A 25,618-nucleotide genomic window follows, 5' to 3' on the forward strand; every position below is an offset into this window, starting at 1 on the left:
ATTTTTAGAGTATGAATCCAAAACAAGATATAAAAACTCCTAGTAAAACCTTATCCAAAGGGCGTATTATTATAGGCGTAAGTTTAATTTTAATTTCTGCCATCTTAGTTCTTTCTTTCATTTCTTATTTGGGAAGTTGGAAGTCTGACCAAAGCCAAGCAGGAATGCTTACGGACAAATCTGTAAAATCTTCTAATTTTATAGGAAAATTTGGAGATTGGCTAGGAAATCTGTTTATCTTTGAAAGTTTTGGAATAAGTGCCTTTATTATTGCTTTCTTAATCTTTATGCTAGGAACTTTAGTTCTTAAAAAGAAATACTTTAAACCTTTAAAAGCATTTTCTCATTCACTATTTTTTATTTGTTGGTTGCCTATTTTTATTGGAGCCATTACCAAAGGCGAAGGTGTTTTAAGTGGCGTATATGGTTTTCAAATATATGATTACCTAAGCGTATTCATCGGAGATTTTGGGCTTTGGCTTATCCTTATCACTAGTATTACTTTATACTTTGTTTTAGAGTTTAACCTTCGTCCGAGCGTTATTAAAGCTAAGTTTGACCATCTTAACGATAAAGCGACTTCTACTTTAGAAAACATTAAAGCTAAAACAGGTTTCCAAGATGACGAAGAAAATGAAGATGCTTCTTCTGAGGATACCACAGATTTAGACTCTGATACAGATAACCTAGTCAAAGAAGAACCCACTAATAATATTATCTCTACTCCAAAAGTAGAAATTCCTACTAAAAAGGAAAATATCTCCTTTGATAATATCAATTTTGATTTAGAGCCTCAATCTACAGCCGAAATCATTGCGACACCTAACAAAACTTCGGAAACTAAAAAGGAAAATATTGTAGAAGTTTCTTTAGAATCAACTCCTAAGGAAGAGGTTTTAAATGATGATGATATTGATTTCAGTATAGAAAAAACAGCTCCTGTAGAAGTTGTGGAAAGTGAAGATATCGCTAGTGAATTAGTAAAAAAACACGGACTGTATGACCATAGACTAGAATTAGCTAAATTCCAAATGCCTAGCATTGAACTACTAGCCGACTATGGCAACGAAGAAATTACCATCAATAAAGAAGAACTAGAGGAAAACAAAAATAAAATTGTAGGACTTCTAAAAAACTTTAATGTAGGTATCGCACAGATAAAAGCAACCATCGGTCCTACCGTTACTCTCTACGAAATAGTACCAGAAGTAGGTACAAGAGTAGCGTCTATTAAAAAACTACAAGATGATATAGCTCTTAACCTTTCGGCGTTGGGGATTCGTATTATTGCACCTATGCCTGGTAAAGGGACAATAGGTATAGAAGTACCTAGAAAAAATGCGTCTATGGTATCTATGCGTTCGGTAATTGCTTCTCAAAAGTTCCAAACCACGGATATGGATTTGCCTATTGTATTCGGTAAAACCATTTCTAACGAGGTCTTTATGGCAGATTTAGCCAAAATGCCTCACCTCCTAATGGCAGGAGCTACAGGACAAGGTAAATCCGTAGGAATCAATGCGATATTAGCTTCTTTACTTTATAAAAAACACCCTAGCGAACTTAAACTAGTATTAGTTGACCCTAAAAAAGTGGAACTTTCGCTTTATTCCAAAATAGAAAGACACTATTTAGCCAAACTACCTGATACCGAAGAGGCTATACTTACAGATAATTCTAAGGTTATCAATACACTTAACTCTCTGTGTATTGAGATGGATAACAGGTACGATTTACTTAAAAATGCTTTCTGTAGAAACCTTAAAGAATACAATAAAAAATTCACTGAAAGAAAACTAAATCCAGAAAACGGACACCGTTATTTACCTTATATCGTTTTGGTAGTAGATGAGTTTGCAGACCTTATTATGACGGCAGGTAAAGAGGTAGAACACCCTATTGCTCGTTTGGCACAGTTGGCTCGTGCGGTTGGGATTCATTTGATTATTGCAACCCAAAGACCATCGGTAAACGTCATCACAGGTATGATAAAGGCGAATTTCCCTGCTAGAGTATCTTTCCGAGTGAATGCAAGCGTGGATTCTAGAACGATATTAGATGCAACTGGTGCTGACCAACTAATAGGCAAAGGAGATATGCTCTACACCAATGGTAATGATATTATCCGTGTACAATGTGCCTTTATAGATACACCTGAAGTTGAGAAAATAGCTGATTTTATAGGCGAACAAAAAGGTTATCCTGACGCTTATGAATTACCTGAATATAATGGTGAAGACAATGGCAGTTCTAGTAGCGATTTTGACCCTAATGAAAAAGATGCCCTCTTCGAAGAAGCAGCAAGGATTGTAGTTTCCACACAACAAGGCTCTACTTCGATGTTGCAACGACAGCTCAAGTTGGGATACAACAGAGCAGGTAGAATTGTAGACCAGCTAGAAGCATCTGGGATTTTAGGCAGTTTCAATGGCTCTAAAGCGAGGGAAGTCCTTATCCAAGATTTAACATCATTGGAACAGTTTTTGGAATCTATGAAACGAAATTAAAAAAACAATCTATGAAATCTATACTAAAAAAAACAGGATTAATTGCTCTATCTCTAGGAAGTATTTCTTACCTATCAGCTCAAAAAGTTGATACAAAGGCGAAGGCTCTTCTAGACGGTGTATCAGCTAATTATAAATCAAAAAAGAACACCTATTTCAAATTTTTATATGGCTCTGGCAAAAATAAAGTTCAGAAAGCTGAAACAGGGATTTTCTACTCTAACGGTTCTCAATATAAACTTAAGATAATGGGAACCGAACAAATATTCGACGGAAAAAAAGTTTACAATATCAGTGATGAAGACCAAGAGGTTACCATAGCAATGCCTAACAACGATACAGCAATGTTTTCCCCTATGAGCTATCTAGACGATTACAAGAAGGGCTATGATATTGAGTATCTAGGCAAAAAGAAAATCAGCACAGGCAAGGTAGCTGATTTGGTAAGAATGAAACCCACTAAACAAAGTGAAATAAAATATGTTTATCTTTTTGTAGATGCTGGTAAAAAAGAGCTTTTAAAACTAGAACAACAATCCAAGGATAATGATATTGCTGTGATTGATATCAAAGATTTTAAAAGTAATCAAAACTTAAGTGCTGATACTTTTAGCTTTAATAAATCAAAATATCAAAATTACATCATTACTGAACTTTAAGCTTTAATATAGTCGTTAATTCATATAGCTTTAAAAGGAGTTTTCTAGACAATATTTTTCAGTTTTACAATAAAAGTAGATGTTAAAAAATTATTATTAAAAACTATAAAAATTGCCACAGAGGTTTTATCTTTGTGGCTTTTAAATTGATTTTGTAATCATACAAGATATGCTGAAAAAACTAGACCGCTATATTATTAAAACTTTTTTTGGACCCTTTTTGTTCATATTCAGCGTATTGTTTTTTATTTTCTTGGTTAACATCATTTGGATTAAACTTTCGCAGTTTACAGGCAAAGGGCTTTCTCCTTTTGAAATAGGCAAACTATTGTTCTATATGGGTGTTAGCGTAGTTAATATGGTACTCCCTCTTACGGTACTCCTTTCTTCCATAATGACCTTTGGTGCATTTGGTGAACGCTACGAACTCGCAGCAATGAAAGCGGCAGGTATCTCGTTATTTAGAATTATGCGTCCGCTCATATTCGTTGTAACGCTACTCTCCATCATTTTATTTATCTTTTCTAACAATGTCATTCCAGACTTTAATAGAAAAGCCAAAAATATGCTCTACAATATTGCGGTCACCAAACCTGCACTTAACTTTACTGCAGGTCAGTTTATCGGAGCGATACCTGGAGCATCTGTAAAATTTGATAAAATTTCTGGAGAAAATGGCGAGAATTTAGAAGGTATTATCATCCACAAAGAAGTAAATGGAAATAATCCACAACAAACTATTATTGCCCCTAAAGGGAAGTTTGTACCTGCACAAAACAGAAATTATCTAAAACTCATCTTATATAAAGGCTATGTTTATGAAGATGAAAATACTAGCTACAATTATAATGAAAGGACTAAACAACCTAACAAAAGTATAAAATTCGATAGTTTAGTAACCCATTTTGATGTAAGTGAATTTATAAACAAAGCCATAGAAGAAGAAAAAATTACCGAAAATTATCAATTCCAAACCTATCTAGACATCAATGGTTCTATAGCTCAGCTAGAAAAAGAGCAAAAGACTAGGTTTGATAATATTAGTAACGAGCTAGTAGCTCAGAATAATTTTTATGTCAATTACCTAGATAAATCAAAAAATAAAAAAGCTACACAACCTTTCAAAATTGATACTCTAAAAAAAGAGAAGAAAATAGAAATTCTTTACAATGCATATAAAAAAATAAACACTCTTAAAGAAGACAAAAAAAGTAATAAAGACCCTGAGTTATACGAGATGCTTAAACAACGTAGCAAGATGATTATGTATCAGCAAAGGATACTTTCATTCTCCATAACTTGTATTATTTTCTTCTTAATAGGCTCTAGCTTGGGTTCTATCATCAGAAAAGGAGGCATTGGCTTTCCTGTGGTTATTGCGATTGTCATATTCATTATTTTTTATGTTCTTAACTTGACCGTAGAAAATCTATCTTGGAAAGGGAAACTCGACCCTTATTTAGCAGCGTGGCTCCCAAACTTAATACTAGCTCCTCTAGGTATATGGTTTACTATAAAAGCACTTACAGATTCGCAAATTTTAGATGCTGAAAAGTATAAAGCTTTCTTTAAACCTATAATACAGAAATTCTCAAAGAATAAAGAACATAAGAGGTATCAATAGATTCATTATTCTTTTTATTTTCAAAATATGTCAGTTACATACTTTAATTATCTCTTTTATAGCTAGTTTAGCTTTACAATTTTTATCAAAATGCTCTATTCAAAAACTATAAATACTCCTTTAGGTGAAATGATTGCTATTGCTGATGATAATGGGATATATCTATTAGAATTCACAGATAAAAAACATTTAGATACAGAACTAAAAAAACTATATTCCACTCTAAACAATAGTAATATTAAAGAAATCTCAAACCCACATCTAGAGACCCTAGAGAAAGAATTAAATCTCTACTTTAATCAAAATTTAAAAGAATTTTCTGTCCCAATACAACTATTAGGGACGCCTTTCCAAAAACAAGTTTGGCAAACTCTACTTAAAATACCTTACGGAAGTACCAAAAGCTATCTACAACAAGCCATAATGATGGATAGCCCAAAAGCAGTGAGAGCTGTAGCTAACGCTAACAGCCTCAATAAGATTGCTATTATAGTGCCTTGCCACCGTGTTATTAGGAGCAATGGTACACTCACAGGCTATGCTGGTGGACTTTGGCGTAAGGAGGAATTAGTACAACTTGAAAAAAGCCTTGCCCACCAACAAGATTAATACTTATTTAATTCTTAACACATCAGTCTCAATTAGAGCATACCGCCACCACCTTCAAAGTCTTCCGAATAGTTGCCCTCTCTTTTTCGTTTAGGCTGTTCTACCTTTTCTCCTTGTTTGAAACGGTAAGTTAGAGATAGATTGATTTGTCTCGGTTGCCACTGCATATAAGATTCTCTAGTGGTATTTTCGGTAAAAGTATGTACCGTTCTATTTCTAGTATTGAATATATCCTGAACATTAAACGCCAAAGTCCCACTACCATTCCAAATGGTTTTAGAAGCTCCGAAATTAATGGCATACATTGCTTTTCTGTCTTGAAACTCGGTTTTAGTACCACCTCTGTAAAATCCTTGCAACTGAATACTTAATGTTTTATCTATCCTAAAAGTAGAGTTAAGTCGCATTATACTAGAAAAACCTTTCCCTACGAATGAGGCATTTCTCAACGCCGATGCTCCATTTTTATCTATTACAGAATAAGAAGTTTGTCCGTCTAATTTATAAGCGAATAGATTAACACTTGCCATAATCTTCCACCAAGGATAAAGGTCCGCCGTACCATTAAGATCTAGCCCGTATCTGGTATCCGTACCTAAATTGATAGGCGTCACATAAAAGATATTGGTTCTTTCATCTTCTCTATAAACCAACATTTTATTGTCATCTGTCGTGCGTCTTAGGTAAAGAGTTGGATTAATGGTAAATTTTTTCTTCTGTATGCTATATCCTAGTTCGTATGAGTCCACATAAGATGGGTTCAAATCCATATTTCCTCTAAAGACATTTTGGTCGTCTGTTAATGAAAAATATGGGACTAAGAAAAAGGCTCTAGGGCGATCTATCCTTCTAGAATAATTAACCAACAACTGATTATTTTTAGCAATATCATAACTCAAATATACACTAGGGAAAAGATTGTTGTAATTTTTGATTTTATTATCAATTATTTTACCTTCCGCTAGGTTTTGGTAGTCTATTTTAATATTAGAAAGTTCGTCTCTCAATCCTACCTGATAGCCTAATTTCCCTATTTTGCTCTTAAACTGAACATACACCGCATTGAACAACTCATTATAAACTGTATTATTAGTAAACATACCCAACGGCGAAAACGCTCCACCAGCCCCTAGACTTCTATTCGCTATGTTATCATATTGATTATTATTGCTATCCAAACGATAACCCAATTCTAGTTTAGAATTTTCTCCGATGTTAAGCTCATAATCTGCCTTAGCAATAATGGTTTGATTTTTTGAAGATTGAGAATTATCATTAGTTTGAAAACTAAGATGTGGACTAGCTAAGTCTGCCAAAAACAAGGCATCAAAAATATTATTAGACTCTTGACTAATGATGGTATAAGCATCGTTTTTACTTTTCTGATAACTCAACGATAAGGAAAGGTTGTCTTTATCACTAAATTTATGGTCTAAACCTAAATCTCCTTGAAACGCCAAATTATCACTAGTCCCTTTACTATTTCTCACCGTGTAAGGTGTTGGCAAAATAGTATTGTCGTAAAGATAACGGAAATTGGTAAAAGCGTCTTCCGTACCTTTAAAAGTTCTTATCGCTCCCGAAGCGTTGATAGAAGTATTTTTACCCAAATCATAGACTATACCTGCAGTAGCATTGTAGGTATCCATTGCGGTGTTTCGTTCTCCGTTTTGCCTAGACTCTAGCAGCTGATTAACTTGGGCATCATTTTTCTTATAAAAGTTGTTGTTTCTGGTAGTTCCTTTAGATTCTCTATAACCGCCACCACCATTGATAAACCAAGTAAAATTACCTTTTCTCCAGCTCAAATTAGCATTAAGGTTAGTCTGCGGTAGATAACCAATAGACCCAATAACACTACCATTAAACCCTGTTTTTTTATTTTTTTTCAGAATAATATTGAGAATCCCAGAAGTCCCAGAAGCCTCAAATTTGGAAGATGGATTGGTGATAACTTCTATTTTTTCTATTTGTTCCGCAGGGATTGATTGCAATGCATTAGCACCATCATCTATACCCAACATAGATGACGGCTTACCATTTATTAAAAACCTCACATTAGAGCTTCCTCTCATAGAAACTGTCCCATCTGTATCTACATCTACCGAAGGTACATTTTGCAATACATCTTGCAAACTCCCACCCTTGCTTACCAAGTCGGAAGAAACATCATAAGTCTTCTTATCTAGCTCTACTTTATAAGGCTTAGGAGCATTCACGGTAATGGTAACGCCTTCTATATTCTTAGTCTTAGCGTGAGTTACAGTTGTTTCTTTTTCTATTTTAAAATCGCCTAAACTTCCTCCTGAAAGAATTTCTTTAGTGAGTATTTTTTGTTTGAAATCTATAGCTTCGATAGTAATTTTATAAACTCCCGCGTTAAGTGGTAATTTATAATTTCCCTTTTCATCTGTTAAAATCGCATCGCTGTAAAGTTTGTTAGTCTGATGTTCAAAACTCACAGAAGCATAAGGTATTGGCTGATTATAGGCATCTACTACTCTACCCAAAACCATATTTTTTTGTTGAGCAAAAGCAAAACTCGCCACTCCTACCGTAATGGTAAGAGCTAAAGTTTTCTTTCTAATTATACTAACGATTTCTATATTATGAGTGTTCATTTTCTAAAATTTAATTATGATAAAAACTTACTTTATTTGTTTTTCGTTAAGCCAATCTTGATATGCTTTTGCGTTTTTTGCATGCTCTACATCGCTACTTGTAAACTTATGAAAACCTATTTTCTGTGGGTCTGCACACATATAGATATACTCATGTTTTTCGGCATTTAGCACTGCATCTACTGAGTTTTTATCTGTTACACAAATAGGTCCAGGAGGAATACCAACATTAGCATAAGTATTGTATGGCGAAGACGTTTTTAAATCTTTGTAATACACTCTTTTAATCACTTTATTAAAGCCACTTGATTGGTTAATAGCGTAAATTACCGTAGGGTCAGACTGTAGTTTCATACCCTTTCTATAACGGTTAAGATATAGCCCTGCAATGGTCTTCTGTTCATCTATCCTACCGCCAGATTCTTTATACACAATAGAAGCCAAAGCATAAATTTGATTTCTATCTAAACCTAACTTCTTTTCTTTCTCTAAGCGTTCAGCATTCCAAAAATCGTTGTATTGTTTCTCAAAAACACCAAAGAACTCCTTCGGACTCACCGTCCAAAAAAACTGATAAGTATCTATAAAGAAATATTTTTTTAAGTCTTCCGCCTCTGACAGACCTTTGGATTGAGCAATTTGGTTAAACTCTTTTATAAAGGCTAAAGAATCTGCCTCCGTTTTTTTGGCTACACGCCCCATCATTTGGTAAACATTATCAAAAGCAATAATTCTAAAGTTATCAGGCGACTGATTGCCTGCCTTTATCATATTTACCAAAGCTGTATTATCCATACCTTCGGTAATTTTATAGCGTCCCGTATGGAAAAAACGATTCATATTTTTGCTCAACGCTACCTGTTTAAAACTTTCTTTATCTTTAAGATAAGGAGCAACAGAATCTAATATCTGTTCAAAATGGGCCTCTTTTGGAATATAAAATACACCTTCTTTTGAAACATTATTTCCGTAGTATTTCTTATAAAAACTGTATCCGAAATAACCGCCCACCACAAGGACAATAGCAAATATAAATCCGATTATTTTTTTCATTTTCTAATTTCAAATAGTTCCTTTAAAAACCTGCACCGCAGTACCTTCTAACCACACATTACAAAAGCCTACATCTTTCTTTTCAGCATAAACTTTGAGATTACCTCCCAGAGTTTTAATATTTACAGAATCTCTATTCTTATCCTGAATAAAAGATAATGCAGATGCAGTTACTCCTGTGCCACAGCTATAAGTCTCATCTTCCACGCCTCGTTCATAAGTACGCACAAAAAGAGTCTCATCATCTATTCTTTCAACAAAATTAACATTGATGCCTTCCTTCTGATATTTTTCGGAATACCTCACTTGTTTACCTTCTTTATAAACATCTAACTTCTCTACCTCCGAAACAAATCTCACATAATGAGGAGAACCTGTATTAAGCACAAAATCAGATGTATCTCTACTAATGCTAGAAACATCTATCATCTTAAGTTTTACTACATCTCCGTTTACTTCTGCTTCATGCAGTCCATCTATCGCATTGAAGGTACATTTATTTTCAAAAACACCTAAAAAATGTGCAAAAGCCACCAAACAACGCCCGCCATTACCACACATTGTGCTTTCTGCTCCATCAGCATTATAATAGACCATTCTAAAATCAGTATCAGGACAATTTTCTAGCAAAATAAGACCGTCTGCTCCCACTCCAAAACGCCTATGGCAAAGATGTGCTATATTTTCTTTGCTTTTATTAAAATCCATTTGGCGGTTATCCACCATAATAAAATCATTACCAGTCCCTTGATATTTATAAAAAGTAAGCATAAAGATATTTTAATATTGCAAATGTAACCTTTTTATACCAATCAACATAAAATAAGATAAGGCTGACTTCTATTAAAATAATAGATGAACAGCCTAATCTTTCTTCAGCATTTGTGTTTTGAAAAAACTATTTATGATGAAGTTCAATATGCACAATCTATGCCAAAACTATACACAAATAAGAAAAAACAAAGTTTTTAACTCACAAAAAATTTCTAAATTTGCATCTTAAGTTATTACAACCCTTATGGAAGAAAAGAAATCACTCAATTTTATTGAACAAATTATAGAAAACGATTTAGAAAACGGACTCCCTAAAGAAAAATTAAGATTTCGTTTTCCACCAGAACCTAACGGTTATTTACATATTGGGCATACTAAAGCCATCTGCATCAATTTTGGTTTAGGCGAAAAATATAACGCTCCCGTAAACCTAAGATTTGATGATACCAATCCAGAAAAAGAAGAGCAAGAATTTGTGGATTCTATAAAGAAAGATGTAGAATGGCTAGGTTTTAAATGGGATAAAGAGCTGTATGCGTCTGACTACTTCCAACAACTCTATGAATGGGCAGTAGAAATGATAAAACAAGGCAAGGCTTATGTAGATGAACAGTCTTCGGAAGAAATTACAGCTCAAAGAAAAACACCTTTTGAGGACGGAGTAGAATCTCCTTACAGAAATAGACCAATAGAAGAATCTTTAGACTTGTTTGAAAGAATGAAAAATGGGGAGTTCCCAGAAGGTAGTATGAGTCTTCGTGCTAAAATAGATATGACTTCTCCAAATATGAACATGAGAGACCCTGTGATGTACCGTATCTTGAAAAGACCACACCACAGAACAGGCGAACAGTGGAAAATCTACCCTATGTATGATTGGGCTCATGGTGAAAGTGATTATTTGGAGCAAATCTCTCACTCGCTATGTTCATTAGAGTTTGAAAATCATCGCCCATTGTACGAATGGTATTTATCTAATGTCTATGAGGAAGGAAAAAATGCTCCTAAACAAAGAGAATTCGCTAGAATGAATGTCTCTTATATGATTACTTCTAAAAGGAAATTACAGCGTCTAGTAGCTGAAAAAGTAGTTACTGGTTGGGACGACCCTAGAATGCCTACTATCTCTGGTATGAGACGATTAGGCTATCCACCTATTGCTATTAAGAACTTTATTGAGCGAGTAGGTGTTACCAAAAGAGAAAATTTAATTGATGTACAACTACTAGAATTTTTTGTAAGAGAAGAACTCAACAAAAAAGCCAAAAGAGTAATGGCAGTGGTAGACCCTGTAAAACTTATTATAGAAAACTACCCTGAAAACGAGGAAGAATGGCTAGAAACAGAAAACAACCCTGAAGATGAAAATGCAGGAACTAGAACCGTTCCTTTCGCTAGAGAACTTTACATAGAAAGAGAAGACTTTAAAGAAGAGGCTAATAAGAAGTTCTTTAGACTAAAATTAGGAGGCGAGGTGCGTTTAAAATCAGCTTATATAATTAAGGCAGAGCGTGTAGAGAAAGATGAAAATGGAGAAATCACTACGATATACGCTACTTACGACCCTAAATCAAAATCTGGAAGTGGCACAGAAGAAAGCCTTAGAAAGGTAAAAGGAACACTACATTGGGTTTCCGCAAAACACGCATTGCCTATTGAAGTGAGAATTTACGACCGCCTATTTACTACGGCACAGCCAGATGCAGAAAAAGAAACCGATTTCTTAGAATACCTCAACCCTGATTCTCTAAAAGTAGTACAAGGTTATGGCGAACCATCACTAAAAGAAGTGGATACAGAAGCACCACTTCAGTTCCAAAGGATAGGATATTTTACGAAAGACCAAGATTCTACAGAGGAGAAACTGGTTTTCAATAGAACGGTTACCCTTAAAGATTCGTATAAACCTGAGTAAAATAAATATTTTTAAATCATAAAAAAGGTCAAATGCTTGAAATTGTATTTGACTTTTTTATTTTATATAACTTACACTATCTTCTCAAAAATACCATTGAGCAACATAAAAATCACACCTATAAAAACCCATACTCTAAGAGCGTTGATAAGCCTAGACATTTTAGAATATCTAAAAAAATACAGTGAAATTCCAGCTAATAAATAAACCAAAATAGATACTGAAAAATAATAAGCAACTAGATTAAAATATTTTAATTCGTTTACTATTAAATAAGAAGCCAAAGAATTAGTTATCAATAATAAATATAACAGGTATACTGTTTTAGTGTTCCCAAATAATACAGGTATAGTAGCATATCCAAAGAGTTTATCAGCCGCTCTACTTACAATATCTTTAATAATATCTATTATCAAAAGTAATACAAACAAGAAAACAGACATTAGAAACAACAAACCTGAAAAATGCTGATAGTAAACCAATAATCCAAAAAAAGGATACAACGATAACGATACATAAGTTAGATTATTCACTACTGCTATTCGGCTCATTTTATGGCTATAAAACCATATTAGAAACTGATAAATGAGGAAAAAAATTAAAATTCGGTAAGAAAGAGCCAACGCTATCCCCAACGACAATACATTAAGTAATAAATAAGAGTAAAGAATATATTTCTCTTTAACAAAGGACTGAAAATAACTTCTGAAAGGTTTGGTAATTCGGTCTTTTTCCTTATCGTAAAACTGATTGATAAGCCCTCCTGCCGCTATGGAGAGCAAGGAACAAAAAATAATCCCATGTACCTTATAATCAAATACAAAAGCTCTAAGACTTTCTTCTTGATTAAACAAAAAATAGGTGGATACATAAAGTGTAAAAACATAAAAAGCCAAAACAAACACCCTAGCCCCAAGCATTAGGCTGACCATCTGAGAGGCTCTGTAAAACCATCTACGGCGTTCTAGTTTAGATCTTAATTTTTGAAAATCAGAGTTGGATAGCTGCATTTAATTACATTACTCATCAAAAACGATAAATTACTTCTTTTTTGAAACCTTCCAACATTTTTTCCGCCTTATCATAATCCTGAGTAAACCCTAATATATAGCCTCCGCCTCCACTACCACAAAGTTTGAGGTAATAAGTATTGGTATCCAAGCCTTTTTTCCAAGCATTAAATATACCTTCTGGAATCATTGGTCTAAAATTCTCGTAAGCCCATAAGGACAACTTCCTTAAATTCTTAAAAAACGGATTCATATCCTTTTTTAGAAAGGCTTCTATACAAGCATTATTATAACGAATAAACTCCTCTTTCAAAGTCTTTCTAAATCCTTCTTGTTTTAACTTTTCAAAGAAAATCTGAACCATTGGTCCCGTTTCACCCACCACACCAGAGTCTATAAGAAAAATCGCTCCCTTACCTTGCTGTTCTTTAGGAATAGAAACCCTATCTACATTTTCTTTGTTTTCTATGAGGATAGGCAGGTTCATATAACAGATTAGCGGGTCTATCCCCGAACTTTTACCATGAAAATAGCTTTCTAACTCTCCAAAGACTTTTTTCAACTGTTTTAAGTCTTCTTTACTAATGTGCTCTGGATTATATTTTTTAAGAGAATAACGCTCAAAAATAGCCGCTACCAACGCACCCGAACTCCCCACGCCATATCCTTGTGGAATATTAGAATCAAAGAATAATCCTTTGCTTATATCTTTTTTAAGCTCAGATACATTTAGTTCAAAGCCTTTTGGCAAAGTTAAATTCTGAAGATAATCAGCATATTTTAATAACGATTGGTTAGATTGACGTTCAAAATCAGAGGACAAATCAGAAAATTTTAAAGTACCCTTATAAAAACTATAAGGTAGCGTAAGCCCCTGAGAATTTTCTATAATGCCATATTCTCCAAAAAGTAAGATTTTAGCATAAAAAAGTGGGTTAGCCATTCGTTATCATATTTTATAATGCAAAGATATAAATTTATTAAAAGTTTTTAAATAAATCTTAAAATATTCTTAGTGCTTGTGATTTAGTCTATCCCTAAAATAAAATAAGCCACTGCTTGTACCCTTGCCAAAAACTCCCGAGTATGATTTCTATAAAAACTTTCGGGTTTAGTAACATCTTGAGCACCAAAAGCTAAAGCATTCATATTCAAGTTTCTTGCAATAAATAAAGCTCTCAAATTATGAAACCCTTGAGATATAATAATAACCTCGTTTTTCTTATAATTATTCTTACATCTTACAATGCTTTCCTTAGTACTAAAGCCTTTAGGGTCTTGTATGATGACACTTTCTGGGATACCTTCGGTTCTAATGAGATAGTTAGTCATCGCTTGAGGCTCATCGTAGTATGGACTTTTTTCTCCACTTACTATGATTTTCTTTATTTTCCCATAATGATAAAGTGCAGAAACAGCCTCCATTCGTTTTGTAAAGTAAGGGTTAGCAATCCCCGACCTCATTTTAGGCGAAGTCCCCAAAACCAAAGCTACTTCTCTAGCCGGAATTTTACTAACCTTAGTATAAGTTCTACCGTTGGTAAGAGCATACACCCACAGATTAGCAAGCATCATAGCCAACACCATTAGCTCTGCCAATCCTAAAATAGTTTTAAATATGCCCTTTAGTAGCCTCAAGACTAATCAAAATTAAGTTTTATTTTATCCGACAGAACAACCGAAGTACAAGTTAATATCTTTCCTTGCGAAAGTTCTTTATCGGTAAGATATTCATTTTCGGTCATTTCTACTTCGCCTTCTTCTAGCACACATCTACACGCCCCACATCTACCCGACTTGCAAGAATATGGCAAACGATAACCTTTATCTAAAATCTGTTGCAATAGCTTTCCATCATTATTTTCTAGCACCACTCTAGAGAAAGAATTTCCATCTATTTTCCATTCCACCTTAATATTTTCTACTTTAGGGAAAGTTTCTTCTTCAGGGAAGATAGTTCCTTCGTAAGTATCAAAAAATTCAAAATGAATATTCTTCTTACGAATACCATTTTCATAACTTCCTATTGCCACTTCCTTTATCATTTCCGCAGGACCACAAATCAAAATTTCGTCCACAGCGTCCCAAATGGTAGATTCTTCATCATCTTCGTCCAAATGTAATATTTGATTGATGATAAGGTTCATTTTATGTCTATCTATTCTGCCAGAAAATAAGGCATTGGCATCTTCTTCTTGGGTATAGAAATAGTAAACTTTCAATCTATCTCCGTAGAATTGCTCCAGAGCCTCCAGTTCTTCCTTAAGAATAACCTCCGACTTGGTTTTATTAGAATAGAAAAGGTAAAAACGAGTGCCTTTCTCTGTGTGTAAAATATGCTTTAAATGCGAAATAATAGGCGTAATGCCTACCCCACCTGCATAGCCTAATATAGTACGCTTTTCACTCGGTTTATCTGCCAAAGTAAAGCGTCCTTTGGGAGCAGAAACCTCAATAATATCCCCAACCGAGTAATGGTTAAATATCTTCTGTGCAAAAGATTGAGGTGTATTGATTTTCAGCACTAATTCCAACTTATTTTCATAAGGAGCGTTAATGATGCTATAATCATTTTCTTCGCCTTCGTGCCTTAGCTTTACATACTGCCCAGATTTAAAGCGGAAATACTCTTTGTCCCCATATTCTAACGCCAAAAGAAAGGCATTTTTGGTAATTTCTTCTTTTTTAATTACCTTTAGCCCTTTAAAATCGGGGGTTTTAGTCTTCGAATTTAATTCATTCATAATAGTGGACAAATTTATAAAAAAATTATGAGAAAAATCTTAGTAACACTCGCACTTACGGCTCTAGTAATAAGCTGCAACGACAAAAAAACAGAAACTGTAACCACCTCTTCTTCTAGCGATAGCACCAAGGTAGAACAAACTCTTAAAGAAGTTTCTAAAGACGAACTTAGCCAACTAATAAAGGCTAAAGAAAACGACACTATCTATGTAACTAATTTCTTTGCAACTTGGTGCGGACCGTGTATGATGGAAATTCCTCATTTCAAAGAAAAAATGAAGGAGCTAGATGGCAAGCCCGTTAAATTTACTTTTGTGAGTATAGACGATAAAAAAGATTGGAACACAGAAGTTAAAAAATTCGGGGAAGAACAACAACTTTCTAAACATATCCTTTTGTTTGACGGACAACAATTTGATGACGCCTTTTTCAGTCAAAATTTTAAAATTTGGCGTGGAGAAGGCATTCCGTTTACTCTAGTTAGAAAAGGTAACAAAACCGAAGAAATAGAAGGCAGTATGTCTAAAGAAGACCTAGACCAGCTCCTTGCTACATTCTTAAAATAAACTGATGCTTAGAGGCAAATTCGGTATTTTAATGGTTAGTATTCTATTGGCGATAATCGTTTTGGTTATCGTCAATTTGAATGTAGGCTATCTAGATTTAAGCCTAAAAGATTTCTTCCAAAACACACCTCAATCAGATATTGCTTCGTTGAGAATCAATAGGACTTTAGCCGTCCTCCTCGCTGGTATGGCGATACCTACCTCTGGCTTTCTGCTGCAAGAATATTTCCAAAATCCGTTGGCAGGACCATCGGTATTGGGCATTACTTCCATCGCTAGTTTGAGTGTGGCATTTTATATCTTTTTTTCGCATCAACTTCTCATTCCCGAATTTTTACAAAACGGATTTATCAGCCTCGTGGCAATTATGGGCAGTTTGGGACTGATGTTCTTCCTTATACTCCTCTCTAATAGATTTCGGGACAACACCTTTCTTGTGATTTTTGGATTTTTAATCTCCGCTTTGGCAGGCGCCATCATTTCCATTTTGCAAGTGTACGCCGAAAATCAAAGCCTAAAAAACTACATTCTCTGGAGCTTTGGTGCAAATAACCAACTCAACCATAACCAAATGATAATCCTCGTTATCCTTATCGGTATTGGGCTAATCTTTAGCTTCCGAAGTATAAAACCGCTCATCGGTAGCACTCTAGGAACCGCTTATGCCAAAAGTTTCGGCATCAATACCAATGCTCTTAAAGTATCGGTGATTTTAGCCTCATCTCTACTTTCTGCTAGTGTAACTGCTTTCCTTGGACCTATCCTCTTTATAGGTATTGTGGTGCCTCATTTTTGTAGAATGATTTTCAGTCCCGCCCTGCTTTGGCATCAGTGGGTGCTTAACCTCACGCTAGGCATTGCTATTATGGAGTTGTTTTCTATCCTGTCCGAAATCAGTAAATTGCCTTTAAATATCATCACTTCCTTATTCGGAATCCCAGTGATTTTAGTAATGATGATGAAGCAACGCTCTAAGTATTAAACTATGTTTTTGGAACTCCGCAACCTCAACATTGGCTACCAGCAGCCACTCATCCAAGGCATCAATGCCCAAGCCCATCTAGGCGAAGTGGTTCTCATTATGGGGAATAATGGCATTGGTAAAACCACCTTAATAAAATCTATACTCAACCAGCTCAAGCCTTTAGCGGGGCAGATTTTCATCAATCATCGTGCTATTGCCACTTTAGCTCCAAAGGAAATGGCACAGCTAGTTTCCATTGTTTTTTCTAAATACACCCTTCCCGAAAATTATACTGTAACCGATTTGGTGGCTTTAGGCAAACTCATTCACTACCCATATTATTTTCAACTGACCTCGCAAGACCAAGCCGAAATACAAAACATCATTACCCACCTTGGGCTGGAGCGTTATAAAAATCAAAAACTAAACACCCTATCCGATGGCAACCTGCAGAAGGCTTTTATAGGCAGAGCTTTGGCTCAAAACACGCCTGTAATGATACTAGACGAGCCTACCACCCATCTAGACGAATACAATAAAACGGCTATCCTGACACTCCTACGAGAGTTGGCTCAACAGCACCGTAAACTTGTTTTATTCTCGTCCCACGATTGGCGATTGGCAAAGGATTTCTCTGACCAAATTTGGTTTCTAGAACACGGCAAACTAACAGCAGGTATGGCAGAAGATGTCTTGTTAAAGCTACCACTACACACTCCACTAGCCGAAACTTACGCAATGCCACTCATCAACGCCCCAGAAAGAGAAAAAGAACTGCTATTGAGTTTCATTAAAAAACACACCAAAGCCAACCTTTCTTGCTATGAGTTTACCTATACCTCTACCGAATGGCTCATCACTACCCCACTTGCCACGCACCGCTGCGGCTCCTTTGCAGAAATGTTACCACTATTTAAAGCCTAGATTGAGGGCTTTAATCCTAAACTTCGCTTAAAATCAAAAGAATTTATAGGGTCTAATTTAATACCTAAAACCTCTACTTTAATACCTAGAGGGTCAAATGTAAGACCTAAAGGGTCTAATTTAATACCTAAAACCTCTACTTTAATGCCCATAGGCTCAAATGTAAGACCTAGAGGGTCTAATTTAATACCTAAAACCTCTACTTTAATACCTAGAGGGTCAAATGTAAAACCTAAAGGGTCTAATTTAATACCTAAAACCTCTACTTTAATACCTAGAGGGTCTAATGTAAGACCTAAAGGGTCTAATTTAATACCTAGAGGATTGATTTTAATATCTAGTAGAAGTTGTCAAATAGCCCAAGGGATTTATTCTAAAATCTAATTGAATTAAACTAAAAAAGCGAGGAAATTCTCCTCGCTTTTGGTTCATTTACATTGCCTGCATCTTGAAACTCATAGACTCAATCACCTTTAGGATAGCTTCCACCGTATCCATAGAAGTGAGGCAAGGCACCCCATTTTCTACCGACATACGGCGAATCTGGAACCCATCTCGCTCCGTTTTCTTACCTATGGTAGTGGTATTAACCACATATTGCACTTTTCCTTTTTGGATAAGGTCTATCAAATTCACTTCCTCCTCGCCTATCTTATAGCCTATTTTGGCTGGTATGCCTTTAGCTTCAAAGTATTTCGCCGTTCCTTCCGTTGCCCAGATTCTAAAGCCTACCTCGTGGAACCTCCTCGCAAAAACAGCCGCTTCCTCTTTGTGCTTATCTGCTACCGTAAAGAGTATCGCTCCGTGGGTTGGCACTTTTCTACCTGCAGCTATCATTCCCTTATAAAGGGCTTTTTCTAAGGTAACATCTTTCCCCATCACTTCACCTGTGGATTTCATCTCTGGTCCTAAAGAAATATCCACTTTAGTCAGTTTAGAGAACGAGAATACTGGTACCTTCACAAAAACGCCGTCCTTATTCGGCACGAGCCCATTAGTATAACCTTGCGAGGCTAAAGATTTGCCCAATATCGCCTTAGTGGCAAGGTTTGCCATAGGCACATCGGTAATTTTAGAGAGGAAAGGCACCGTTCTGGAGGAGCGAGGATTGACCTCAATCACAAACACCTCTCCGCTTTGGTCTATCACATACTGAATGTTCATCAATCCCACGACATTAAGCCCCTTCGCTAATCGTATAGTATAGTCTTCTAAATCGTGGATTTGTTTTTCCGTAAGATTTTGTGGCGGATACACCGCAATAGAGTCGCCAGAGTGTACCCCTGCCCTTTCGATATGCTCCATAATCCCTGGAATTACCACCGTTTCGCCATCAGAAATGGCATCTACCTCTACCTCTTTCCCCGTTACATAGCGGTCTATAAGTACCGGGTGTTCTGGGCTGGCATCTACGGCGTGTTCCATATAATGGGTAAGCTCTTGCTCGGTATAGACAATCTCCATCGCCCTACCCCCCAAGACATAGCTCGGACGCACCAAAACAGGATAGCCAATCTCATTCGCAATGGCAATCGCCTCCTCTTTAGAAGTAGAAGTTTTACCCAAAGGTTGAGGAATACCCAATTCTTGAAGGGCTTTTTCAAACTTATCTCGGTTTTCTGCACGGTCTAAATCTTCCAAAGAGGTTCCTAAAATTTTAACCCCGTGAGCCGATAGTTTGTCCGCTAAGTTAATTGCGGTTTGTCCACCGAACTGAACCACCACTCCTTTAGGCTTTTCAAGTTCTATAATGTTCATCACATCTTCCTCTGTAAGTGGTTCAAAGTAGAGTTTATCCGAAATAGAGAAATCGGTGGATACGGTTTCGGGATTGTTGTTGATGATAATGGCTTCGTAGCCCATCTCTTTAATCGCCCAAACGGAATGCACGGTGGCATAGTCAAACTCTACCCCTTGCCCAATACGGATAGGTCCTGAACCCAAAACTACAATACTCTCTTTTTCTGTTACCACGCTTTCGTTTTCCTCCTCGTAAGTACCGTAGAAATAAGGCGTTTCGCTCTCAAACTCTGCTGCACAAGTATCTACCATTTTATAGACTGGCATAATGGCGTTTTCTTTTCGGAAATTGAAAACTTCCCTCTGGGTAACGCCCCAAAGGTGTGCAATGTTTAAATCTGAGAAGCCTAACTTTTTAGCTTCTTTAAGCGTTTCGACATTGAATTTATTTTCGGCAATGATTTTCTCAAAGTCCACCAGTTTTTTAAGTTTCCAAATGAAGAATTTATCAATCTTGCTCCATTCTACAATTTGCTCCCAATCGTAGCCTCTCCTCAAAGCATCACCAATGATGAACAATCGCTCGTCATCGCAAACTCTGATGCGTCTTTCTATTTCTTCTGGCGTAAGCTGTGCCGCTTGTTTGGTTTTTAATCCTAAGTGTCTGATGCCTGTCTCCAACGAGCGAATAGCCTTCTGTAAAGACTCCTCGAAGTTTCGCCCAATCGCCATTACTTCGCCAGTGGCTTTCATTTGAGTGGAAAGGCGACGGTCGGCCGTTTCAAATTTATCAAATGGAAATCTTGGGATTTTGGTAACCACATAGTCTAACGCTGGTTCAAAACACGCATAAGTTTTGCCCGTAACTGGGTTCATAATTTCATCTAAGGTAAGCCCAACCGCTATTTTAGCCGCTATCTTGGCAATCGGATAGCCCGTTGCCTTACTCGCTAATGCCGAAGAACGGGACACCCTCGGATTAACCTCAATGATATAATAATTGAACGAATGTGGGTCTAAAGCCAACTGGACATTACAGCCGCCCTCAATCCCCAAAGCTCTAATAATCTTCAACGAGGCGTTTCTCAACAGTTGATACTCTCTATCCGAAAGCGTCTGCGAAGGAGCTACCACAATAGAGTCGCCTGTATGTACGCCCACAGGGTCTATGTTTTCCATATTACATACTACAATGGCATTATCGTTGGCATCACGCATCACTTCGTACTCTATCTCTTTAAATCCTGCAATGGATTTCTCAATCAAACATTGGGTTACAGGGCTGTATTTAAGCCCATTCGCTACAATTTCTTTAAGCTCTGTTTCATCGGAAGCGATACCGCCTCCCGTTCCGCCCATCGTGAAGGCAGGACGAACAATCACCGGATAGCCAATCGTATTAGCAAAGTTAAGGGCTTGTTCTACCGTATTCACAATATCCGATTCTGGGACTGGCTCTCCGAGTTCTCGCATCAGTTCACGGAATAAATCTCGGTCTTCGGCTTGGTTAATCGCTGAAAGTTTTGTTCCTAAAACTTCTACTTTGCACTCTTCTAATATCCCTGATTTTTCTAATTCTACCGCCATATTAAGCCCTGTTTGTCCGCCCAGCGTTGGCAACAAAGCATCTGGTCTTTCTTTGCGAATAATCTGGCTAACAAACTCCAAAGAAATAGGCTCGATATAGACTTTATCGGCTATTTCTACATCAGTCATTATGGTTGCAGGATTGGAGTTGATGAGTATCACGCGATAGCCTTCCTCCTTTAGGGAAAGACACGCCTGTGTCCCCGAATAATCAAACTCGGCAGCTTGACCAATGATAATCGGTCCTGAACCAATTACTAATATTGTTTTTATATCTGTTCTTTTCATTTTTATTTTTTCTAGAATCTAAAGGTCATTAAAGTTTACAAATACTAGCAATCATGATTTTCGTAATTCAAGTTTTCTAACTTTTGCTCATAAACTTCCTTTTCTTTAGGCTTAAATTTCTCTTGAATCAGCTCCACTTTTAATTGCTTTTTGGTATCAGGGCTTATCCATAAACCACTAAAACCTTTTTTTGTTTTTTGTAACATCAACACTCCAGTAACTCCTTCTTCCACTAAAACAAATTGATTCCTATCATTGTTGTTTATATCTAATTGTATCCATTTATCACTACCATAGCTGTACATTCCCATATAATAAAGGTCTCCTGTACATTCATTGTCTTCTGATTGCAGATACATGGTTATTGGAGTTTTACCATCCACAACTCCTTTATACAAATAGAAATTCTTTTTTTGCCCAAAACCTTGAAAAAAAGCTCCTACAAGGAATGCTAACACCAATATTATTCTCATTTTATTTACTTTTAATTGTTATTTTTCCATTCTTTCATCATCTCCACAAACTCATCAAACAGATAGTTGGCATCTTCCGGTCCTGGACTGGCTTCGGGGTGATACTGTACCGAAAAACAAGGGTATTTTTTATGACGAACGCCCTCGTTGGTTCTATCATTAAGAGCGATGTGGGTTTCTTCCAAATCGGTATTTTTAAGGCTTTCTTGGTCAATAGCGTAGCCGTGATTTTGGGAAGTCATCGCCACCTTATTGGTTCTTAAATCTAAAACAGGGTGGTTGCCTCCCCTATGCCCAAATTTCAGTTTGAACGTTTTAGCCCCACAAGCCAAACCTATCACCTGATGCCCCATACATATCCCGAAAATAGGCACTTTACCCAAAAGTTTTCGCACCGTTTCGTGAGCGTGAGGCACATCTTGCGGGTCGCCCGGACCATTGGAAAGCATAATGCCATCTGGTGCCATTAGTAGGATTTCTTCCGCCGTAGTATCGTGAGAAACCACCGTAATATCGCAGTTTCTTTGGGACAGTTCTCTAATAATTCCCAACTTGGCTCCGAAGTCGATTAGTACTACTTTAAACCCTCGCCCCGGTGCAGAAAAAGGCGTTTTGGTAGATACCGTTTCGATTTGGTTGGTCGGTAGCGATTGGGCTTTTAGTTCGGCTATTATTTGGTTTTCATCGGCCTCCACATCTACAATTCTGCCTTTGAGTACGCCGTGATTGCGAATGATTCGAGTCAGTTTTCGGGTATCAATCCCCGAAATACCTGCAATGCCTTTTTTACTAAAAAACTCATCTAAAGACATTTGAGAGCGAAAGTTGGAAGGCAAATCGCACACCTCCTTCACAATAAGCCCTTTAATGGAAGGCTCTATGCACTCGTAGTCATCACGATTGATGCCGTAATTTCCGATAAGCGGATAGGTCATACACACTATTTGTCCGCAATAAGACGGGTCGGAAATTAGCTCCTGATAGCCCGTCATCCCTGTATTGAAAACCACTTCGCCCTCGGTGTTAAGGTTTGCACCAAATCCCCAGCCGTGAAGCACTTCCCCTGATTCTAAAATTAGTTTCTTTTTCATTTTCAACTTTTAGATTTATATAGTTTCAAAAACCAATTCCATTAGTTTTTAGATTGATTATATTGTTTTAAATATCACCCCTTTGTCTTCCAAAGCCTGTTTTAGGATTGCCATTCGGGCGTAAACGCCGTTTTCCATTTGCTTAAATATTCTGGATTGAGGGCTTTCCACCAAATCCGTCTCTATTTCCACCCCTCTATTGATGGGAGCCGGATGCATAATGATAGAAGTCGGTTTCATTTTAGCGGCTCTTTCTTTAGTAAGACCATATTTTTGGTGGTATTTGTCTAAAGGGAGTTTCATTCTCTCCCCATGTCTTTCGTGCTGAATGCGAAGAAGCATCACCACATCAACCTCTTTTACAAGCGTATCTATAGGGAGATACGTTCCGTTGATAAATTCAGCTTCATCAAACCAATCTTCTGGTCCAGAAAAATAGACTTTAGCTCCGAGCCTTCTGAGTGCCTCTGCGTTAGAATTAGCCACCCTGCTGTGTTTAACATCGCCTACAATCCCTACTTTTAATCCTTCAAACTTTTCAAATTCTTGATAAATCGTCATTAAATCTAACAAAGATTGTGAAGGGTGGTTACCCGTGCCGTCTCCTCCGTTAATTATAGGAATGTTAATAGTCTCCAACTCCCTAAAATAAAAATCCTGACTATGGCGAATGACCACCAAATCAATTCCAATACTTTCCAAAGTTTTCACTGTATCGTAAAGCGTTTCGCCTTTGTTTACCGAACTTGTAGAGACATCAAAAGGAACAATATTAAGTCCCAATTTCCTTTCGGCTATATCAAAACTGGTTTTAGTTCTTGTACTATTTTCAAAGAAAAGATTAGACACATAAACTTCTTGCTGACACTTGGCTATTCTACCATTAGCAAACCCTTGAGCCTCTTCTAAAAGAGACTTAATTTTTTCTGTAGATAAATCTGAAATTGTAAGCATAACTTAAAAAAATTACAAAAAAAAACGAAGCCAATGGCTTCGTTCTAATAATAACAATATCTTTGTGAAGGACCTTGCCCTTCGGTTTTCAAATTAAATATGTTCTCTAAGTGACACATTAAACGCAAATATATAATATTTTTTCTATTCTCCAAATAGAGGAAAAGAAGAAAACCTTTATATCACTGATAAACAAAACTATAATAATTATCCACACCTAAGATTCTTGTTTAAAATTTATCTAATTATATTTGCACGAGCGTTTTAATTAGTTATGAGAAGAAAAATATCACTCATCTATACTGGAGGGACAATAGGTATGGAAAAAAACTATACCACTGGTAGTCTACTCCCTTTTAATTTTAATCATATTTTTGATAAAATCCCTGAAATTAATTTATTGGAATGTGAGGTGCATGTAACTTCTTTTGAGACTCCAGTAGATTCCTCCGATATGGGCATAAACGAATGGAAAACTATTGCTAAATACATAGAAAAACAGTATTCTGAATTTGATGGTTTTTTGATTCTACACGGTACTGATACTATGTCTTATACAGCATCTGCCCTTAGTTTTATGCTCAAAAACCTTGACAAACCTGTTATTTTAACTGGCTCACAGCTACCCATTGGAGACCTTAGGACAGACGCCAAAGAAAATTTACTAACTAGCCTCTACTACGCCAGTTTGTACGAAAATGACAAAGCAGTAATACAAGAAGTAGCCATCTATTTTGAATATAAACTCCTACGAGGTAATAGAACTCTTAAATACTCCGCCGAGTATTTTGACGCTTACCACAGCCCTAATTACCCAATACTTGGGCAATCTGGCGTACATCTTAACGTAGATAAAGAGGTACTTTTAAGACCTAAAGACGAAACTTTTAGTGTGGATTACCATATATCAGAAGAGGTGTTTTTCCTTAGGATTTTCCCTGGTATGAACTGGAACTATCTGCCCAATTTAGATAATGTTAAAGTGCTTATTCTTCAGGTTTTTGGCTCTGGAACTATCTTCAATAATAAACAAACAATAGAAACTCTCAAAAGAATTAGAAGTAATAATACCGAAATTGTGATTATTAGCCAGTGTATTTCGGGAGAAATCTCCTTTGGGAAGTACGAAAACAGTAATATATTTAATGAAATAGGAGCTATTAGTGGTAAGGATATGACCGCTGAAGCTGCAATTACTAAAGCAATGCATATTGTAGGTAATCCTATGTATCCTAATGAAAGTTTCAGCAATGTTTTTTCCAAAAATATTTGTGGGGAAATGGCGGAATAGATTATTTTTTCTATATTTGCAACTCGATTTTAGAGAGGTGTCCGAGTGGTTGAAGGAGCTACTCTGGAAAGGTAGTATACGGGTAACTGTATCGAGGGTTCGAATCCCTTCCTCTCTGCGAAAATCCCTGTAAGAAATTAAATTACAGGGATTTGTATTTTAAGGTGCTAATAGTATTTTCTTATTACTATCCTAAAAAATAATTAAGTATGAATGTCATGCT

At 36.3% G+C, this 25,618-nt stretch carries 22 protein-coding genes and 1 tRNA gene; 11 read left to right on the forward strand and 12 right to left on the reverse strand.

The window, feature by feature from the left end; genetic code table 11:
- Positions 1–11 precede the first annotated feature (11 nt).
- From D1J36_RS00520 to D1J36_RS00535, 4 genes are all read left to right on the forward strand, one after another.
- A complete protein-coding gene (locus D1J36_RS00520) occupies positions 12–2,507 on the forward strand; it encodes an FtsK/SpoIIIE family DNA translocase (RefSeq protein ID WP_154137016.1) in 2,496 nt (831 codons plus the stop codon).
- A gap of 11 nt (positions 2,508–2,518) precedes the next feature.
- Positions 2,519–3,166, forward strand: coding sequence for a LolA family protein (locus D1J36_RS00525; protein WP_154137017.1), 648 nt, complete (start codon positions 2,519–2,521; stop codon positions 3,164–3,166).
- 169 nt (positions 3,167–3,335) lie between these two features.
- Positions 3,336–4,790, forward strand: coding sequence for an LptF/LptG family permease (locus tag D1J36_RS00530; RefSeq protein ID WP_154137018.1), 1,455 nt, complete (start codon positions 3,336–3,338; stop codon positions 4,788–4,790).
- A 90-nt stretch (positions 4,791–4,880) separates the two neighbouring features.
- A complete protein-coding gene (locus D1J36_RS00535; protein ID WP_154137019.1) occupies positions 4,881–5,399 on the forward strand; it encodes a methylated-DNA--[protein]-cysteine S-methyltransferase in 519 nt (172 codons plus the stop codon).
- A gap of 32 nt (positions 5,400–5,431) precedes the next feature.
- Here the strand turns inward: D1J36_RS00535 and D1J36_RS00540 are convergent, their stop codons facing one another.
- The 3 genes from D1J36_RS00540 to dapF are packed head-to-tail and all read right to left on the reverse strand — an operon-like array spanning position 5,432 to position 9,844.
- Positions 5,432–8,020, reverse strand: coding sequence for a TonB-dependent receptor domain-containing protein (locus tag D1J36_RS00540; protein WP_154137020.1), 2,589 nt, complete (start codon positions 8,018–8,020; stop codon positions 5,432–5,434).
- Between the two features lie 27 nt (positions 8,021–8,047).
- The gene (mltG, locus tag D1J36_RS00545) at positions 8,048–9,073 is read right to left on the reverse strand and encodes an endolytic transglycosylase MltG (RefSeq protein WP_154137021.1); all 1,026 of its coding nucleotides are present in this window, start codon (positions 9,071–9,073) and stop codon (positions 8,048–8,050) included.
- A gap of 9 nt (positions 9,074–9,082) precedes the next feature.
- Positions 9,083–9,844, reverse strand: coding sequence for a diaminopimelate epimerase (gene dapF / locus D1J36_RS00550; RefSeq protein ID WP_154137022.1), 762 nt, complete (start codon positions 9,842–9,844; stop codon positions 9,083–9,085).
- Positions 9,845–10,091: 247 nt separating this feature from the next.
- Here dapF and D1J36_RS00555 point away from each other — a divergent pair, with 247 nt between their 5' ends.
- Entirely contained in the window at positions 10,092–11,762 is a 1,671-nt protein-coding gene (locus D1J36_RS00555; protein ID WP_154137023.1) for a glutamine--tRNA ligase/YqeY domain fusion protein, read from the forward strand.
- A 71-nt stretch (positions 11,763–11,833) separates the two neighbouring features.
- Here the strand turns inward: D1J36_RS00555 and D1J36_RS00560 are convergent, their stop codons facing one another.
- The 4 genes from D1J36_RS00560 to D1J36_RS00575 all read right to left on the reverse strand — a co-directional run bounded on the left by D1J36_RS00560 (position 11,834) and on the right by D1J36_RS00575 (position 15,516).
- Positions 11,834–12,772, reverse strand: a complete 939-nt coding sequence (locus D1J36_RS00560; RefSeq protein WP_154137024.1) for a UbiA family prenyltransferase — start codon at positions 12,770–12,772, stop codon at positions 11,834–11,836.
- Between the two features lie 16 nt (positions 12,773–12,788).
- Positions 12,789–13,715: a mevalonate kinase family protein gene (locus D1J36_RS00565; RefSeq protein ID WP_154137025.1), complete on the reverse strand. Its 927-nt coding sequence runs from the start codon at positions 13,713–13,715 to the stop codon at positions 12,789–12,791.
- 83 nt (positions 13,716–13,798) lie between these two features.
- Positions 13,799–14,410 (reverse strand): SanA/YdcF family protein, encoded by a 612-nt coding sequence (locus D1J36_RS00570; RefSeq protein WP_154137026.1) that lies wholly within the window; start codon positions 14,408–14,410, stop codon positions 13,799–13,801.
- Positions 14,411–14,412: 2 nt separating this feature from the next.
- A complete protein-coding gene (locus D1J36_RS00575; protein WP_154137027.1) occupies positions 14,413–15,516 on the reverse strand; it encodes a 2Fe-2S iron-sulfur cluster-binding protein in 1,104 nt (367 codons plus the stop codon).
- A gap of 27 nt (positions 15,517–15,543) precedes the next feature.
- On the opposite strand from D1J36_RS00575, the gene D1J36_RS00580 reads away from it, so the two are divergent.
- Genes D1J36_RS00580 through D1J36_RS00590 form a run of 3 tightly spaced genes read left to right on the forward strand, consistent with a single transcriptional unit; the run spans position 15,544 to position 17,971 of the window.
- The gene (locus D1J36_RS00580) at positions 15,544–16,083 is read left to right on the forward strand and encodes a TlpA family protein disulfide reductase (protein ID WP_014938475.1); all 540 of its coding nucleotides are present in this window, start codon (positions 15,544–15,546) and stop codon (positions 16,081–16,083) included.
- A 4-nt stretch (positions 16,084–16,087) separates the two neighbouring features.
- Positions 16,088–17,065: an iron ABC transporter permease gene (locus D1J36_RS00585; protein WP_154137028.1), complete on the forward strand. Its 978-nt coding sequence runs from the start codon at positions 16,088–16,090 to the stop codon at positions 17,063–17,065.
- Between the two features lie 3 nt (positions 17,066–17,068).
- The gene (locus D1J36_RS00590; RefSeq protein WP_154137029.1) at positions 17,069–17,971 is read left to right on the forward strand and encodes an ABC transporter ATP-binding protein; all 903 of its coding nucleotides are present in this window, start codon (positions 17,069–17,071) and stop codon (positions 17,969–17,971) included.
- Here the strand turns inward: D1J36_RS00590 and D1J36_RS00595 are convergent.
- Positions 17,968–18,123 (reverse strand): hypothetical protein, encoded by a 156-nt coding sequence (locus D1J36_RS00595; RefSeq protein WP_185147730.1) that lies wholly within the window; start codon positions 18,121–18,123, stop codon positions 17,968–17,970. The two genes, D1J36_RS00590 and D1J36_RS00595, sit on opposite strands and share 4 nt — an antisense overlap.
- Here D1J36_RS00595 and D1J36_RS00600 point away from each other — a divergent pair.
- Complete coding sequence (locus D1J36_RS00600; RefSeq protein WP_154137030.1) at positions 18,116–18,355, forward strand: hypothetical protein; 240 nt, start codon at positions 18,116–18,118, stop codon at positions 18,353–18,355. The two genes, D1J36_RS00595 and D1J36_RS00600, sit on opposite strands and share 8 nt — an antisense overlap.
- Positions 18,356–18,403: 48 nt before the next feature.
- Here D1J36_RS00600 and carB read toward each other — a convergent pair whose 3' ends face one another.
- The 4 genes from carB to D1J36_RS00620 are packed head-to-tail and all read right to left on the reverse strand — an operon-like array spanning position 18,404 to position 24,104.
- Positions 18,404–21,586, reverse strand: coding sequence for a carbamoyl-phosphate synthase large subunit (gene carB / locus D1J36_RS00605; protein WP_154137031.1), 3,183 nt, complete (start codon positions 21,584–21,586; stop codon positions 18,404–18,406).
- 44 nt (positions 21,587–21,630) lie between these two features.
- Positions 21,631–22,059 carry a hypothetical protein gene (locus D1J36_RS00610; protein WP_154137032.1) on the reverse strand — a complete coding sequence of 143 codons (429 nt, stop codon included), beginning with the start codon at positions 22,057–22,059 and terminating at the stop codon, positions 21,631–21,633.
- A gap of 11 nt (positions 22,060–22,070) precedes the next feature.
- Complete coding sequence (gene carA, locus D1J36_RS00615) at positions 22,071–23,150, reverse strand: glutamine-hydrolyzing carbamoyl-phosphate synthase small subunit (protein WP_154137033.1); 1,080 nt, start codon at positions 23,148–23,150, stop codon at positions 22,071–22,073.
- Positions 23,151–23,207: 57 nt separating this feature from the next.
- Complete coding sequence (locus D1J36_RS00620; protein WP_154137034.1) at positions 23,208–24,104, reverse strand: aspartate carbamoyltransferase catalytic subunit; 897 nt, start codon at positions 24,102–24,104, stop codon at positions 23,208–23,210.
- 274 nt (positions 24,105–24,378) lie between these two features.
- Here D1J36_RS00620 and D1J36_RS00625 point away from each other — a divergent pair, with 274 nt between their 5' ends.
- Together D1J36_RS00625 and D1J36_RS00630 are read left to right on the forward strand one after the other, a co-directional pair.
- Entirely contained in the window at positions 24,379–25,395 is a 1,017-nt protein-coding gene (locus D1J36_RS00625) for an asparaginase (protein ID WP_154137035.1), read from the forward strand.
- 31 nt (positions 25,396–25,426) lie between these two features.
- Positions 25,427–25,513, forward strand: a tRNA-Ser gene (locus D1J36_RS00630).
- Positions 25,514–25,618 lie beyond the last annotated feature (105 nt).

The sequence above is a fragment of the Riemerella anatipestifer genome (assembly GCF_009670965.2).
In the GTDB taxonomy this organism is placed as follows: Bacteria; Bacteroidota; Bacteroidia; order Flavobacteriales; family Weeksellaceae; genus Riemerella; species Riemerella anatipestifer_B.